This window comes from Streptomyces sp. TLI_185, from assembly GCF_003814765.1.
GTDB lineage: Bacteria > Actinomycetota > Actinomycetes > Streptomycetales > Streptomycetaceae > Streptomyces.
This window is the reverse complement of sequence record NZ_RKRB01000001.1, coordinates 491,306-505,194: the sequence shown is the minus strand read 5'-3', so window position 1 is coordinate 505,194 and position 13,889 is coordinate 491,306. Positions and strand designations below refer to the sequence as shown.

Sequence of the window (13,889 nt, the reverse complement as noted above, 5' to 3'; positions counted from 1 at the left end):
CGCCGAGTTCCCGCAGCCATGCCCCGGACACACGGAACCGCCCCCGAACGCCGTCCGTCGTGGAGCCGGGCGGCGCCGTGCGGAGTTCACAGCCACGAGGTGACGCGGTCTCCGCCCCCGCTCGGACGGCACAACAGCCGGAACGCCTGCAACACCGTGAAGGGCCAAAGCCCGGCGAAGCACCAGACGACGACCGGGTCCGCGGTGCGGATTCCCATGACGACGAGGAACAGCGAGCTGCACGCCAGCAGGGCCGCCGACAGCGGGAGCCAGAGCCGCGAGCCCGGGCGGCGGCGCATGACTCGGGCGAGGCGCCGGTCGCAGCTCAGTTCCGCTTCGATACTCCGCAGGGCAAGACGTTCGTGTGACGACAGCACGACATTGTCGGGGTCGGGGTGCTCAGCCATGACCCACGGAGTTCCCCGCACGGGCTGACCGACGCCTTTCCGGGGTACCCGGTGCCACGCACACGCGCAGGAGGCCGGTCGTCCGGCGCGGCCGGCCCCGGCAAGGAGCGGGCAAGGAGGCATCGATGGGCACGGTCAAGAAGGCAGTGGACGTGGGAGTTCCGCTGCACATGGCGTACAACCAGTGGACTCAGTTCGAGGAGTTCCCGAACTTCATGGAAGGCGTGGACGAGGTCAGGCAGCTCGACGACCGGCACAACCACTGGACCACCAGCATCGGCGGAGTACGGCGCGAGTTCGACACGGAGATCGTCGACCAGCTGCCGGACGACCGGATCACCTGGCGGACCGTCGGCGGCGACACGCAACAGCGGGGATCGGTCCGGTTCGAGCGACTGGACGACACGCACACCCGCGTGGAACTCATGATGGAGGTCGAACCCAGCGGGATCGCCGAGCAGAGCGCGGACGCGCTGGGCCTGATCGACCGGCGGGTGAAGGGGGATCTGCACCGCTTCAAGGACTACGTGGAGCACGAGGGCGGCACCACCGGCGGCTGGCGTGGCCGCATCCGTCCCGAGAACCCCGGCACACCGCTCTGAGGGGCGGGCTGCGCAGGTCCCGCCAGGGCTCGCCGGCTCGTCGACGAGGGTGAGGAGCGAGGAGACATGACGGACATCGACGCGTTCATGAGCCGGCTGAGTCCTGACATGTGTGTCGTCACGGCCGCGGCGGGCACGGAGCGGTCGGGCTGTCTGGTCTCCTTCTCCTCCCAGTGCTCCATCCAGCCGGTGCGGTTCGTGGTGTGGATCTCCAAGGCCAACCACACCTACCCCGTGGCCCGTGCCGCAGACCACCTGGCTGTCCATCTGCTCACCCGTGAACAGCATGAGCTGGCAGCGCTGTTCGGCGGGCAGACGGGTGATCGGACCGACAAGTTCGCGCACGTGCCCTGGACGCGCGGGCACGGCGGCTCGGTCGTCCTGGAGGAGGCCGCCGCCTGGTTCGTCGGCAGGGTCGAACAGTGCGTCGACGGCGGCGATCACGTGGGCTTCGTCCTCACGCCCGAGGACTGGGGCAGCCGCACGGACGGACCCCTGCTCCGGCTCGACGACGCCCGGGACATCAGCCCCGGCCACCCCGCCTGACGGCGTACCCACCGGGGGCTCAGAGCAGCCCGGGGCGTGACGGCGTGTCTGGTGGAGGGGCTCAGACGGAGTCGTCAGGGATGTCGGCCGACGCGTCCTCGGGTGCCAGGTCGGGCCTCAGCCGCAGCCAGGACGGCTGGCGCAGCAGTCCCGCCCGGGTGCGGGTGCTGTAGCGGACCTCGCCCACCAGCCGGGGCGCCACCCAGCGGGCCCCCGCGACCGACGGCACGGGATCGAAGGGGCACACGTCGGTCGCGGCGGCCCGCAGCAGTGCGGCGAGCTGCGACCGCTCGGCCTCGCTCCAGCCGGTGCCCACACTCCCGACGTACCGCAGGCGTCCCGCGGCCCGCTGCCCCATCAGGACGGCGCCGGGCAGCCCCGACAGCCGTCCCTTGCCGGGCAGCCAGCCGCCCACCACCACGTCCTCGCTGCGCATGTTGCGGATCTTGATCCAGGCCCGGGAGCGCACCCCGGGCTCGTACGCCGAGTCCAGCCGCTTGCAGACCAGGCCCTCCAGACCGTGCTCACGGGTGGCCTGCAAGGCCTGTTCGCCGTGCCCGACCAGCGCGGCCGGGGTGGACCAGAACGGTCCGTGGAGACCGAGCCGCTCCAACTGCCCGCGCCGCCGGGCATAGGGGAGCGCGGTGAGGTCTTCGCCGCCCAGATGCATCACGTCGAACAGGACGAGGTGCACAGGCGCCTTCGCTGCCTGGCGCGCCGCTTTGCCGGGTGTGTGCGCCAGCCCCATGCGGGGCTGCAGCAACTGGAAGTCGGCGCGGCCCCGTTCGTCCAGCGCCAGCACCTCCCCGTCGAGCACGGCAGGCGTCGCACCGAGCGCGTGGCCCAGCGGTCGCAGCTCGGGATAGGCGCCGGTGATGTCCTCCCCGGACCGCGCCCGCAGCCGGATGCTGCCGTCCCCTTCGAGGTAGGCCACCACGCGCTGGCCGTCCTGCTTGGTCTCGTAGGCCCAGCGGGAGTCCTGCGCGGCGGGTGGCAGGGACCCGGGTGTGGCGAGCATGGGCGGGATCAGGGGGAGCGTCACGGGGTCAGTTGTCGACGGCGTGGTCCGCCGCCATTCGCCCCGGCGGCCGGGTTCCCCTGAACGGCGCTGCCTGCGGGCCGGCTGGGAACGGCGCTGCCTACAGGCTGCTCGTCGGCGTCAGCAGGTCGTCGAGCCCCACCCTGCGGAAGAACTCGGCACGGACGCGGTCGGCCACGGCGGAGACGACCTCGCTGCCGTCGCGGCTGGGATCCACGTGAACCCGGAACGGCCGCCTGCCGGGCGGCAGTTCGACGGTCCGGACGACGGCCTCGGCCACCTCGGCGACATCGGCGTCCGGCGGTATCAGCCCGGCCAGCCGCACGTTCACGTCGTCCATCAGCGCCTTGTAGCGGGCGTCGTAGGCGGCGGCCCGCTCGGCGTCGGCCGGTGAGCCGGCGTGGGCGAAGTGGTTCGTGCCCGAGGTGAAGGCGCCCGGCACAACGATCGAGGTGTCGATCCCGAACCGTATGAGCTCGGCGGCATAGCTCACCGCGAGTGCGTCCATGGCGGCCTTCGCCGCGAAGTACGGGGCGAGGAAGGGCGGGCAGCCGCCGCGCGTGCTGGAGGAGCCGATCCACACGAGGTGCCCCTGCCCCTGCGCGCGCAGCCGGGGCAGGGCCGCCCGGTTGACGCGCTGGGTGCCGAGCACGTTGGTGTCGTAGACGTCCGCCAGCTGCCCCGGGGAGAAGGCCTCGGCCGGGCCCAGCACCATGTGTCCGGCGTTGTGGACCACGACGTCGAGGCGCCCCTGTTCGTCGACGACGCGGGCGACGGCCGCGTCCGCGCTGTCCTGCCGTGTCACGTCCAGTTCCACGGCCTGCAGGTCGACCGCGTGCTCGGCCGCGTGGGCGGCCAGGTCGGCGGCGGCTTGAGCGTTGCGGGCGGCGAGGGCGCGCATGCCCGCGTAGACCGTGTGCCCGCGCTCGGCGAGCGCGCGGACGGTGAGAGCGCCGAAACCGCTGGAGGCGCCGGTGACGAGAATGACCTTGCTGTCGCTCACGACTGTTCCTTTCGAACTATCGAACCTGGGCTTCTCGAAGGACGGCGCGCGCCGTCAGATGATGCCGCCATTGGCCCGCACCACCTGTCCGTTGATCCAGCGGCCCTCGGGGCCGGCCAGGAAGGACACGACGCCCGCGATGTCCTGCGGCGTCCCCAGGCGCTCCAGCGGCGGCTGCGCGGCCAGACGGGCGATCGTCTCCTCGTCCTTGCCGTCGAGGAAGAGCTCGGTGGCGGTGGGGCCGGGCGCCACCGCGTTCACGGTCACGTCACGGCCGCGCAGCTCCCGGGCGAGGATCAGTGTCAGCGCCTCGACCGCCCCCTTGCTCGCGGCGTAGGCGCCGTAGCCGGGGAAGGCGAGACCCACCACCGAAGTGGAGAAGTTGACAAGCGCTCCGCCCGGGCGCAGGCGGCGGGCGGCCTGCTGGTCGACGACGAACGTGCCGCGGATGTTGGTGTGGTACAGGGCGTCGAGCTCACCGAGGTCGAGTTCGGCGACGAGGGAGAGGGGCATCCGACCGGCCGCGTGCACGACCGCGTCGATGCCGCCGTAGGTGGCTTCCGCAAGGTCGAACAGGGCGGCCACCGCTGTCTCGTCGCCTACGTCCGCGCGGGCGGCGTACGCCGAGCCGCCTGCGGCCTCGATGGTCTGTACGACGTCGTCGGCCGCGTCCTTGTTGCCCGCGTATCCGACGACGACCGCGAACCCGTCGGCGGCGAGCCGCTCGGCTACCTGCCTGCCGATGCCGCGCGATCCGCCCGTCACGATCGCGACACGCCGACCCGTGGGGGACTGAGTGGTCATGGTTGCACCCTTCACTGTTAGCGCTGCTACGAATTGCTCGTATCGACGATAACACAGCTTCGTAGCGTTGATGCTGCCTATTTCGTATCGGCGCTACGGATGGCGTACGGTGGACGCATGGATGCGAGGGAAAAAATCCTGGAAGCGGCGACGGACCTGCTGGCCAAAGCGCCGGTCGCCGATGTCTCGACCCGCGCGGTGTGCGAGGCGGCCGGGGTGGGGGCGCCGATGCTCTACCGGCTGTTCGGCGACAAGGCCGGACTGCTGGCCGCCGTCGTCGACCGGGGCTTCGAGGAGTACCTCGCCTCCAAGCGGGCGGCGCGACCCAGCGACGACCCGGTCGCCGACCTCAGGAGCGGCTGGGACAACCACATGCGGTTCGCACTGGAGCACCCCAACCACTACCGCCTGATGTACTCGCCGGAGCTGACGGCCCCGCCCGCCGCGGCCCAGGAGGCGCACGCCTTGCTGCACGGGATTCTCGAACGCTGCGCCGCCGCCGGCCGGCTCACCGTCCCGCCTGCCCTCGCCACCCAGATGATCATGTCCGCCAATGTGGGGGCGGCCCTGTCGATGCTGACCAGGCCCGAGCAGTACCCGGACCCGCACTTCTCCGAGCGGCTGCGCGACAGCGTGCTCGGCTCGCTGACCCGCCCGGCCGGCACGGGAGAGCCGGGAGAGCCGGACAGCGCCGTCCCGGTCGCCGCCGCAACGCTCGCGGCCCGCCTGCGCGCCGCACACTCCCCGGTGTTCACACCGGCGGAGTCCGCTCTGCTGGAACAGTGGCTGGACAAGCTCTCCGCCGGCTGAGCCCGCAGCCTGCGGTGCTCAGTGCTCCGCCGCCGGCGACCAGGACGACGACGGCATCGCGGTCCTGCTGGAGGACACGCCCGCGCCCGAACTCCTCGACGACGTCAAGGAGGCCGTCGCGGTCTGCCCGGCCGCCGCGATCCGGCTGGTCGAGCAGTGAAGCGGATCGCCGTGGTGGGTGCCTCGGCCGCCGGACTCGCGGCGGCCGAGACGCTCCGGCGCCAGGGCTACGACGGTGCCCTCACCCTCGTGGGCGACGAGCGGCAGGCCCCGTACGACCGCCCGCCGCTGTCCAAGCAGGTGCTGGCCGCGGAGTGGCAGCCCGAGCGGCTGGCCCTGCGCCCGCCCGCCGACCTGGCCGCACTCGACCTGGACCTGCGCCTCGGTGTGGCCGCGACCCGCCTCGAACTCGCCGAGCGCACGGTGCAGTTGGCCGACGGCACGGAAGTGCCGTACGACGGGCTGATCGTGGCCACCGGCGTAAGTCCGCGCCGGCTGCCCGGTGCGGGCGCGCACGTGCTGCGCACCCTCGACGACGCACTCCTGCTGCGGGACCGGCTCGGGCCGGGGCTGCGCCTGGTCGTGGTGGGCGCCGGATTCCTCGGCGCCGAGGCCGCCGCCGTGGCCTGGCGGCTCGGCGCCAAGGTCACCCTCCTCGAACCGGCCCCCGTGCCGCTGGCCCACGCCGTCGGTGCCGAGATCGGCGCGATGCTCACCCGCGCCCATGTCGAGCGGGGCGTGGACCTGCGCTGCGGGGGCACCGTGAGCGAGGTGACGCACAACGGGGTGCGGCTCACGGACGGCGAACTCGTCGAGGGCGACGAGGTGTTGGTCGCCGTCGGTTCCCGGCCCAACACCGAGTGGCTGGAGGGCAGCGGGCTGGCCGTCGGCGACGGCGTGGTCTGCGACGAGTACTGCGAGGCCGCCCGGAACGTGTATGCGGCCGGTGACGTCGCCCGCTGGCACAACCCTCTGTTCGGTACGTCGATGCGGATCGAGCACCGCACCAACGCCGCCGAACAGGGCATGGCCGCCGCCCGCAACCTACTCCGGCCCGACGCCCGCAAGCCGTTCGCGCCGGTGCCGTACTTCTGGTCGGACCAGTACGACATGAAGATCCAGGCCTATGGCCAGCTGCGCGGGCACGACGAAGTCGCCGTCGTCGACGGGGACTTGGCCGAGGGCAGGTTTCGTGGCCGCGTACCGCACCGGCGACCGGGTGCGCGGTGCGCTTGCGGTGGGCATGCCGCCCAGGGCCCTCCGGCCGTGGCGGCAGGCGATCGCGGCCGGAGCCGCCTGGGGCGAGGCCGTGCGCACCGACGCGACCGTGACGCGGGCCTGACCCTCAAGGGGCGGCGGGGCCGGTGAGGTACCGTCCCCGCTCGTCGTACGGCCAGACGTTGGGCACACAGCCGTGCATGCCCTTGATCTGCTGCATCATCGCCGGGGCCGGCTCTCCCGGGCCGGGGCAGGTGACGTGGCCGTGTCCGAGGAAGTGGCCGACCTCGTGGTTGATGATCAGCGCGTGGTACGCGGTGACGTCCTTGGCGTAGACGGGGGTGGCGAGCAGCCAGCGTTCGAGGTTGACCATCACCTTGTGGTTGACGCTGCAGTTGTACCTGCCTTCGGTGTCCAGGCCTCCCTCGGCGCACTTCCTGTCCACCGTCCCGGGGGTCGCGACCCGTACCACGAAGTCGGTGGCGCCGCTGGAGACCCGCTGGAACGCCGAGTGGCCGTCGGCTGTCCAGCCTCGCGGGTCGGCGAAGATGCGCTCCACCTCCTTGGCGACGGAGGCGGCGGACAGGTCGATGTCGTCCTCGACCTCGACCCGGTAGCGCAGTGCCGTGCCGGTACCGGCCTTGGCGCTGCCGCCGGCCGCGGTGGTGAACGTGTCCGGCCCCGTGGCCGGGATCTTCGGGGCGGGCGGGGTGGAGGCGCTGTGGGACGGGCCGGGCGAGCTCGTGGCGGGGCGGGGTGAACGCGAGGGCTCGGAGCCCGGCTTCGCGTGTGCGGCGGATCGGGCCCGGTCGTTGTGCCCGTCGGCGGACGTCCAGCCCACGGCCGTGAAACCGGTCACGCTCAGGACGGTCAGCGCGGCCAGACCTCCCCACACTTTCGTCCTCGACCGACGGGCGGCGGCGTGCGAGACACCGTTCCGGCGACGGCGGCTGGGCGAGCGAGTTGCTTTGTGCGCGGTCATGGTCGTTCAGGTTGTGATCGATATGTGATCGAACCTGGCCCGAGCGATAACGAAAAGATAACGCCCTGTCGGCTGCGCCAGCATATGATCATCCGGTAACAGAAACCCGGTCGGCCGGGGGAGATGCCGATACTGAGCCCATGCCGCGAGTTCTGCTGATCGAAGACGACCGTGCCGTGCGGGAGGGCGTCGCCCTCGCCCTGCGCCGTCAGGGGCACGAGGTCGCCACCGCCGTGACGGGGGAGGAGGGGCTGGAGCTGGTGCGCTCCTTCCGGCCCGATGTCGTGGTGCTGGACCTGATGCTGCCCGGCATGCCCGGCCTGGACGTGTGCCGCGCGCTGCGTGCTCTCGACCAGACGCTGCCGATCATCATGGCCACCGCGCGGGGCGACGACGAGGACATCGTCGTAGGGCTGGAGGCCGGAGCCGACGACTACGTGGTCAAGCCCGTGCAGGCCCGGGTGCTGGAGGCGCGCATCCGTGCAGTGCTGCGCCGGGTGGCCGGCGCACCCGGCGACGGCGGCATACCCAAACTCGACAGCTACGGGGACCTGACCGTCGACCGGGCCGGCTTCTCGGTCACCCTGAGGGGTGCGCCGGTGGCGCTCGCCGCCTCCGAACTGCGGCTCCTGATGACCCTGTCCGCCTCACCCGGCCAGGTGTTCAGCCGGCAGCAACTCCTGGAAGCGGTCTGGGAACACAGCTACCACGCGGACGCGCGGCTGGTGGACGCCTGCGTCAAACGGCTGCGCGCCAAGATGGGCGAACCCCGCTACATCGAGACGGTGCGCGGCTTCGGCTACCGGTTCGCCTCCCTGTGACGCGCACACCGAAGGCCCGACGCGCGTTCGCGGAGCGCTTCCGGATGCCCCAACTGCGCGGTCTGCGCACCCGGTTGGTCGTCGCCTTCGCGCTCGTCGCCGCGCTCACCGCGACGACCACCGGCGCCCTGAGCTTCCGCGAGGCGCGCACAGGTCTGCTCCAGCAGAGCCAGGACACGGTGATCGCGCAGCTGCGCGCTCAGGCGAACCGGCTCGCCCCCGAGGTCGTCGCGCCGCCGAACGGGGCCGAACTGCGGCGGTTCGCGGCCGCCATGGCCGCAACCGACCCCTCCGGGACCTGGCGTGTCATGGCCACCTACCGCGGTCTGAGCGCGACATCCTTCGCAGGCGACCGGTTCGAGGAACTCACCCCGGCTCTGCGCAAGGCGGTGGACACCAGACTGGCCACCGTCTTCCAGCGGGTGAACAGCGGCGACCACACCGCGCTCGTCGTCGGCATGTCGGTCACCTTCGCCGGAGGCGTGGGCGACTCGGGCCTCCAGATCTTCCTGATCGTGGCCCAGACCAAGGAACAGGCGTACGTCGACGCCCTGGTCACCGCCATCGAACGGGCCACCGTGCCCGCCCTGGTACTGGCCGTGCTGCTGGCCCTGCTCGCCGCGCGCGGGGTGCTGAGGCCGGTGCGGGCGCTGCGCGGCGCCACCCGCAGCATCGCCGAGGGGCGGCTGGACACCCGGCTCGCCGTCGACGGCTCCGACGAACTCGCCGATCTGTCACACACGTTCAACGAGACGGCCGCCGCCCTGGAGGCGTCGGTGGCCGAACTGCGCGGCATGGAGGCCCGGGCCCGCCGGTTCGCCGCGGACGTCTCGCACGAACTGCGCACCCCGCTGGCCGCCATGTCCGCGGTCACCGACGTCCTCGACGAGGACGCCGCCCGCCTCGACCCGGACACCGCCACCGCGGTCCGGCTGATCAGTGAGGAGACCGTGAAGTTGGCCCGTCTCGTGGACGATCTGATGGAGATCTCCCGCTTCGACGCGGGCGCGGCAGTGCTGCACCTGGACGAGATCGACCTCGCCGAGTCACTGCGGCGCACCCTCGCCGCCCGCGGCTGGACCGGCCTGGTGGACGCCGAGTTGCCGCCGCCCGACGCACTGCGCGGGCGCGTCGACCCCCGCCGCCTCGACGTCGTCGTGGCGAACCTGGTCGGCAATGCCCTGCGGCACGGCGCCCGCCCTGTCCTGGTGCGTCTGACCGAGGCAGGACGGTCCGCAGTGGAGCGCCTGGCGGTCATCGAGGTACTGGACAGCGGACCTGGCATCCCGGAGGCCGTGCTGCCCCATGTCTTCGAGCGCTTCTACAAGTCGGACGCCGCCCGCACCCGCACCGAGGGCAGCGGCCTCGGCCTGGCGATCACCGCTGAGAACGTCCGCGTGCACGGCGGCAGCGTGCGCGCCGCCAACCGGCCGGAGGGCGGCGCCGTCTTCACCGTCGAACTCCCGCTGCACAACGAGCAGTTGTCGCAAGGGCAGGCCGACGGCGGCGCATGGGCACGAGGGAGCAGACCATGAGAGCCGGACGCCGATCCGCAATCCTGATGTGGCTCCCGGCGCTGGGCGCGCTCGCCTCCTGCGGCATTCCCACGACCGGCGTGGTGGAGGCGGGTGGACCCGCGAGCGGGGTCGCGCCGACGCTGCGGGTCTACTTCGTGGCCGACGGTGCGCTGCGGGGTGTGGACCGGAGCATTGCCGGACCGGTCGATCCCGAGTCGGCCGTACGGGTGCTGTTGAAGGGGCCGAACCGGGCGGAACAGGCCGCGGGCCTGTACACAGTGCTGCCGCCCGAGGCGTCCATGATGTCCCGGGTGACGGTGACGTCCCGCGAAGGCCGCGTGACGATCCGGCTGTCCGCCGTTCCGGGGGACTCTGGCGACCTCGCCGCGGCGCAGCTCATCTGCACGACCGTCGCGGCAGAGCGCGTCACCGCCCCGGGAGCCGACCCGCAGCCGGTGACCGTCACCGGGCCGGACGGGCTCGACATCCGGGGAACGGGAACACAATGCCCCGGCGGCCCGGGGGCGTAGTGCAGTCGGCGTCATGCGGCCGCAGCGCGAAGGGGAGACGCCCGCAGTGGATTACTTGAGTTACGCAACAAGATGGTAAAGTTGATCGCATGTCCACTCCACGGCTCCCCGAGATCCCCGACACCCCCGCCTCGGACGAAGTGATCGAGATCGAGCGTGCGCTCACCCGCATCACCTATCTGAGCACGCGCGCCCGGCAGCACGACCGGCTGATGGCCCTGGCCGGTGTACCGCTGGACCGGGCGGCCGTGGCGCTGCTGCGGCAGGTCGCCGATTCGGAGCCGCTGCGCCCGGGGGAGCTGGCCGCCCGGCTGGGAGTGGAGGCGTCCCACGTCACCCGCACCGTGCAGCAACTGCAGAAGTCCGGCTACGTCACCCGCGTCCCGGACCCCGACGACCGACGCGCCCAGCGCATCGAGCTGACCGAGGCCGGACAGCAGGCCATCGACCGCATCCGTGACGCCGGTTCGCGGGGCATGCAGGTGGCCCTGTCCCACTGGGAGCCGGAGGAACTGCGGCAGCTGGCCACCCTCTTCCACCGCATGGTCGACGACTTCCTCGCCGCCGCCGTCGAGGTGGAGGCGCAGGAGCAGACGACCGCGTCGGCGGGTACCGCCTGATCCGACGGCGGCCTCACGCCGAGGTCTCGCGGAAGCGTCCGCGAGGGGGCCGCCGCCCGGCCGCCGACTCCACCGCCGCGGCGGGCTCCCGCAGACCGCACAGCAGGAGCCGCCCCAGGGCGGGCAGCACGATCAGCGGGACCAGGGCGGCCCGCAATGAGGAGACGTCGGCAAGCGCCCCCAGGACAGGGGCGGCGAGCCCGCCGACGCTCACCGTCAGCCCCAGGGTGACCCCGCTCGCCGTGCCCGGCCGCCGCGGCAGGAAGTCCTGGCCGAGCGTGATGTGCAGCGCGAAGGGGACGTACAGTCCGGCCGAGGTGAGCGCCACGAACAGGTAGACCGCAGGGCCGGGTACCAGGATCACGCCTGCGACGGCCAGGACGGTCAGGGCGTACGACCGGCGCACCACCGCGACCCGCCCGAACCGGTCGGCGAGCCGGCCCCCGGCCACCGTGCCCAGCGCACCGCCCCCGTACAGCACGAACAGCGCCACCGTTCCGGCCGCCTCCCCGCCCCCCGCCCGCTGGCGGACGTAGAGCGAGACGAAGGCACTGAGCCCGACGAAGACGATCGAGCGGCACACGATCGCACCGGACAGCCGCAGGAACGAGGCCCAGTCGTCGCTGCCGGTGGATCCGGTCGCACGGGCGACCGCGCCGCCGTTTCCCGATGAGCGCACCGCGGCCGCGCACAGCGCCGCTCCCACCACCGCCGGAACGACCAGCAGGGGAGAAGCGCTCAGGCCCGAGGTGGCGACGACGGCCGCGACAAGCAGCGGTGCGGCCGCGAAGCCGAGATTGCCGCCGAGGGAGAACCAGCCCATCGCCGTGTTGCTGCCACCCGCGGCGGCGCGGGCCGCCCGGGCGGCCTCCGGGTGGTAGGCGGCGACACCGACCCCGGACACGGCGACCGCCGCGAGCGTCAGCGCGTACGAGTCGCCGACCCCGCACAGGGCCACACCGGCACCCCCGGTCAGCGCGCTGACCGGCAGCAGCCACGGCATCGGCCACCGGTCGGTGAGCACTCCGAACAACGGCTGCACCACCGACGACAGCAAAGAGGCGGCCAGGACGACGCCCGAGGCGGCGGCATAGCTGTAGGCACGCTCGGAGACGAAGAACGGCACGAGCGCCGCCACCGCCCCCTGGTACACGTCGACACAGGCGTGCCCGAGGGAGAGCAGGGCGATGGGACGGTTGCGAGGCATGGTCACCCTGCGATCGTCCCGGCGGCGGTACCCGGCCCGCTTTCGATAATCTGCCTACTTGTGTCGAACATCCGCCACTCGCCGAAGGCGCGCACACGCGCCCGGAGCCTGGCCGCCGGAGAGCGCATCGACGCACACCGGCACGACGAGCACCAGATCGTCTACGCCGGCTCCGGTGTCCTCGCCGTCACCACCGACGCCGGTACCTGGTTCGCCCCGGGCACCCGCGCCCTCTGGGTCCCGGCCGGCACCGTCCACGCCCACAGGGCCCATGGCCACCTCGAACTGCATCTGGTGGGCCTGCCCGCCGACGACAACCCCCTCGGCCTGGACGCCCCGACCGTCCTCGCCGTCAGCCCGCTGCTGCGCGAACTGATCCTCGCCTACACCCGCGACCCCGACGACGACACCGCCGAACGCCGCCGTCTGCTCGCCGTCCTGCGCGACCAGCTGCGCGCCTCGCCCCAGCAGCCGATGCGCCTGCCCACCCCCACCGACCCCCGCCTGGCCGCCGTCTGCGCGATCGTCCACACCAACCCCGCCGACCGGCGCACCCTCGCCGCCCTCGGCGCCGCCGCCGGGGCCGGCGAGCGCACCCTCAGCCGCCTCTTCCGCCGCGAGTTCGGCATGACGTTCCCGCAGTGGCGCACCCAGTCCCGCCTCTACCACGCCCTGCGCATGCTGGCCGACGGCACACCCGTCACAACCGTCGCCCACCACTGCGGCTGGTCCTCCACCAGCGCCTTCATCGACGTCTTCCGCCGCTCCTTCGGCTACACACCGGGAACCCACAACCGCCGCACGCCGGGCCCGACTTCCGGACCGGACCCGGCCGCCCGAACCACCCCCTCTACCCTCGGGTAACATCCGGCAGCAGGTCATCAGAGGAGGAACCGTGCCACGGTCCGAACGCTCGCCCCTGCTGCTCGCCGGCCTGCTGGCCGCCGCGGGTGTCGCCCACTTCGCCTCGCCGCGCCAGTTCGACGAGACCATCCCGCAGGCCCTGCCGGGCAGGCCCAGGACATGGACGTACGCCAGCGGCGCCGCCGAACTGGCCCTTGCAGCGGGCATCGCACTGCCCCGCACCCGCAAGCCCGCGGCCCTCGCCGCCGCCGCGTTCTTCGTCGGCGTGTTCCCCGCCAACGTGAAGATGGCCGTCGACTGGCGGCACCGCCCCACCCCGCAGAAGGCCGCGGCCATCGGACGGCTGCCGCTGCAGCTGCCCCTCGTGCTGTGGGCCCGCAGCGTTGCGAAGAACGGGGAGGGCCGGTAGGTGAGCGAGCGTGTGAACGTCGGCGACAAGATCGACGACTTCGAGCTGCCGGACGAGACCGGCACCAGCCGCGCCCTGTCCGAGCTGCTCGCCGACGGACCGATCGTGCTGTTCTTCTATCCCGCCGCCCTCACCGCGGGCTGCACCGCGGAGGCCTGCCACTTCCGTGACCTGGCGGCCGAGTTCGCGGCCGCCGGCGCCCGGCCCGTGGGCATCAGCGGCGACTCCGTCGAGAAACAGCAGGAGTTCACCGGCCGCCACAACCTCGGCATGCCGCTGCTGTCCGACGCGGACGGCACCATCCGCGAGCGGTTCGGCGTCAAGCGCGGCTTCACCCTGGCCCCCACCAAGCGGGTCACTTTCGTCATAGCGGAGGACCGCACCGTCCTGGAGATCGTCCGCAGCGAGCTGCGGATGAACACCCACGCCGACCGGGCCCTCGCGGCCCTGCGCGACCGAAAGAAGTGACGGCAACCGAAACGGAGGGCCCGCCCGGCTCTCCGTTTCGGT

General features: G+C 72.5%; 16 protein-coding genes and 2 pseudogenes. 12 read left to right on the top strand and 6 right to left on the bottom strand.

Translation table 11 applies throughout. The features are described 5' to 3' along the window. Positions 1-86 precede the first annotated feature (86 nt). On the bottom strand, positions 87-407 hold the full coding sequence (locus tag EDD92_RS02265) for a DUF3040 domain-containing protein (RefSeq protein ID WP_185123907.1): 321 nt from the start codon (positions 405-407) through the stop codon (positions 87-89). Positions 408-532: 125 nt separating this feature from the next. Here EDD92_RS02265 and EDD92_RS02260 point away from each other — a divergent pair, with 125 nt between their 5' ends. Further along, the gene (locus tag EDD92_RS02260) at positions 533-1,009 is read left to right on the top strand and encodes an SRPBCC family protein (protein ID WP_123962657.1); all 477 of its coding nucleotides are present in this window, start codon (positions 533-535) and stop codon (positions 1,007-1,009) included. 66 nt (positions 1,010-1,075) lie between these two features. After that, positions 1,076-1,555 carry a flavin reductase family protein gene (locus tag EDD92_RS02255; RefSeq protein ID WP_123962655.1) on the top strand — a complete coding sequence of 160 codons (480 nt, stop codon included), beginning with the start codon at positions 1,076-1,078 and terminating at the stop codon, positions 1,553-1,555. A 61-nt stretch (positions 1,556-1,616) separates the two neighbouring features. Here EDD92_RS02255 and ligD read toward each other — a convergent pair whose 3' ends face one another. The 3 genes from ligD to EDD92_RS02240 all read right to left on the bottom strand — a co-directional run bounded on the left by ligD (position 1,617) and on the right by EDD92_RS02240 (position 4,401). Next, on the bottom strand, positions 1,617-2,597 hold the full coding sequence (gene ligD / locus EDD92_RS02250) for a non-homologous end-joining DNA ligase (RefSeq protein WP_123962653.1): 981 nt from the start codon (positions 2,595-2,597) through the stop codon (positions 1,617-1,619). A 97-nt stretch (positions 2,598-2,694) separates the two neighbouring features. Continuing rightward, on the bottom strand, positions 2,695-3,597 hold the full coding sequence (locus tag EDD92_RS02245; RefSeq protein ID WP_123962651.1) for an SDR family NAD(P)-dependent oxidoreductase: 903 nt from the start codon (positions 3,595-3,597) through the stop codon (positions 2,695-2,697). Positions 3,598-3,651: 54 nt separating this feature from the next. Then, positions 3,652-4,401, bottom strand: a complete 750-nt coding sequence (locus EDD92_RS02240) for an SDR family oxidoreductase (RefSeq protein WP_123962649.1) — start codon at positions 4,399-4,401, stop codon at positions 3,652-3,654. Positions 4,402-4,518: 117 nt separating this feature from the next. Between EDD92_RS02240 and EDD92_RS02235 the strand changes: the two genes are divergently transcribed. From EDD92_RS02235 to EDD92_RS02225, 3 genes and pseudogenes are all read left to right on the top strand, one after another. Further along, on the top strand, positions 4,519-5,211 hold the full coding sequence (locus EDD92_RS02235) for a TetR/AcrR family transcriptional regulator (RefSeq protein WP_123962647.1): 693 nt from the start codon (positions 4,519-4,521) through the stop codon (positions 5,209-5,211). A 10-nt stretch (positions 5,212-5,221) separates the two neighbouring features. Next, positions 5,222-5,371 (top strand): annotated as a pseudogene (locus tag EDD92_RS02230) (ferredoxin); the annotation flags it as partial. After that, positions 5,368-6,553 (top strand): annotated as a pseudogene (locus tag EDD92_RS02225) (NAD(P)/FAD-dependent oxidoreductase). The pseudogenes EDD92_RS02230 and EDD92_RS02225, both read left to right, overlap by 4 nt. A gap of 3 nt (positions 6,554-6,556) precedes the next feature. Here the strand turns inward: EDD92_RS02225 and EDD92_RS02220 are convergent. After that, on the bottom strand, positions 6,557-7,411 hold the full coding sequence (locus EDD92_RS02220) for a DUF3152 domain-containing protein (RefSeq protein ID WP_185123906.1): 855 nt from the start codon (positions 7,409-7,411) through the stop codon (positions 6,557-6,559). A 140-nt stretch (positions 7,412-7,551) separates the two neighbouring features. Here EDD92_RS02220 and EDD92_RS02215 point away from each other — a divergent pair, with 140 nt between their 5' ends. From EDD92_RS02215 to EDD92_RS02200, 4 genes are all read left to right on the top strand, one after another. Then, positions 7,552-8,232: a response regulator transcription factor gene (locus EDD92_RS02215; RefSeq protein ID WP_123962645.1), complete on the top strand. Its 681-nt coding sequence runs from the start codon at positions 7,552-7,554 to the stop codon at positions 8,230-8,232. A gap of 44 nt (positions 8,233-8,276) precedes the next feature. After that, complete coding sequence (locus EDD92_RS02210) at positions 8,277-9,767, top strand: cell wall metabolism sensor histidine kinase WalK (RefSeq protein ID WP_123970233.1); 1,491 nt, start codon at positions 8,277-8,279, stop codon at positions 9,765-9,767. Continuing rightward, positions 9,764-10,279, top strand: a complete 516-nt coding sequence (locus tag EDD92_RS02205; RefSeq protein ID WP_123962643.1) for a GerMN domain-containing protein — start codon at positions 9,764-9,766, stop codon at positions 10,277-10,279. The genes EDD92_RS02210 and EDD92_RS02205 overlap by 4 nt, the downstream gene beginning before the upstream one ends. An 89-nt stretch (positions 10,280-10,368) precedes the next feature. After that, positions 10,369-10,899 carry a MarR family winged helix-turn-helix transcriptional regulator gene (locus EDD92_RS02200; RefSeq protein WP_123962641.1) on the top strand — a complete coding sequence of 177 codons (531 nt, stop codon included), beginning with the start codon at positions 10,369-10,371 and terminating at the stop codon, positions 10,897-10,899. 13 nt (positions 10,900-10,912) lie between these two features. On the opposite strand, the gene EDD92_RS02195 is transcribed toward EDD92_RS02200, so the two are convergent. Next, positions 10,913-12,106 carry an MFS transporter gene (locus tag EDD92_RS02195; RefSeq protein WP_185124387.1) on the bottom strand — a complete coding sequence of 398 codons (1,194 nt, stop codon included), beginning with the start codon at positions 12,104-12,106 and terminating at the stop codon, positions 10,913-10,915. 60 nt (positions 12,107-12,166) lie between these two features. On the opposite strand from EDD92_RS02195, the gene EDD92_RS02190 reads away from it, so the two are divergent. The 3 genes from EDD92_RS02190 to EDD92_RS02180 are packed head-to-tail and all read left to right on the top strand — an operon-like array spanning position 12,167 to position 13,847. Next, on the top strand, positions 12,167-12,970 hold the full coding sequence (locus tag EDD92_RS02190) for a helix-turn-helix transcriptional regulator (protein WP_123962638.1): 804 nt from the start codon (positions 12,167-12,169) through the stop codon (positions 12,968-12,970). A 31-nt stretch (positions 12,971-13,001) separates the two neighbouring features. Next, on the top strand, positions 13,002-13,379 hold the full coding sequence (locus EDD92_RS02185; protein ID WP_030946497.1) for a DoxX family protein: 378 nt from the start codon (positions 13,002-13,004) through the stop codon (positions 13,377-13,379). Continuing rightward, the gene (locus tag EDD92_RS02180) at positions 13,380-13,847 is read left to right on the top strand and encodes a peroxiredoxin (RefSeq protein ID WP_123962636.1); all 468 of its coding nucleotides are present in this window, start codon (positions 13,380-13,382) and stop codon (positions 13,845-13,847) included. Positions 13,848-13,889 lie beyond the last annotated feature (42 nt).

Coding starts and splice junctions, on each gene's coding strand:
- EDD92_RS02265 (WP_185123907.1), bottom strand. CDS start 407: ATGGCTGAGCACCCCGACCCCGACAATGTCGTGCTGTCGTCACACGAA.
- EDD92_RS02205 (WP_123962643.1), top strand. CDS start 9,764: ATGAGAGCCGGACGCCGATCCGCAATCCTGATGTGGCTCCCGGCGCTG.
- EDD92_RS02260 (WP_123962657.1), top strand. CDS start 533: ATGGGCACGGTCAAGAAGGCAGTGGACGTGGGAGTTCCGCTGCACATG.
- EDD92_RS02240 (WP_123962649.1), bottom strand. CDS start 4,401: ATGACCACTCAGTCCCCCACGGGTCGGCGTGTCGCGATCGTGACGGGC.
- EDD92_RS02215 (WP_123962645.1), top strand. CDS start 7,552: ATGCCGCGAGTTCTGCTGATCGAAGACGACCGTGCCGTGCGGGAGGGC.
- EDD92_RS02195 (WP_185124387.1), bottom strand. CDS start 12,106: ATGCCTCGCAACCGTCCCATCGCCCTGCTCTCCCTCGGGCACGCCTGT.
- EDD92_RS02220 (WP_185123906.1), bottom strand. CDS start 7,411: ATGACCGCGCACAAAGCAACTCGCTCGCCCAGCCGCCGTCGCCGGAAC.
- EDD92_RS02235 (WP_123962647.1), top strand. CDS start 4,519: ATGGATGCGAGGGAAAAAATCCTGGAAGCGGCGACGGACCTGCTGGCC.
- EDD92_RS02255 (WP_123962655.1), top strand. CDS start 1,076: ATGACGGACATCGACGCGTTCATGAGCCGGCTGAGTCCTGACATGTGT.
- EDD92_RS02200 (WP_123962641.1), top strand. CDS start 10,369: ATGTCCACTCCACGGCTCCCCGAGATCCCCGACACCCCCGCCTCGGAC.
- EDD92_RS02210 (WP_123970233.1), top strand. CDS start 8,277: ATGCCCCAACTGCGCGGTCTGCGCACCCGGTTGGTCGTCGCCTTCGCG.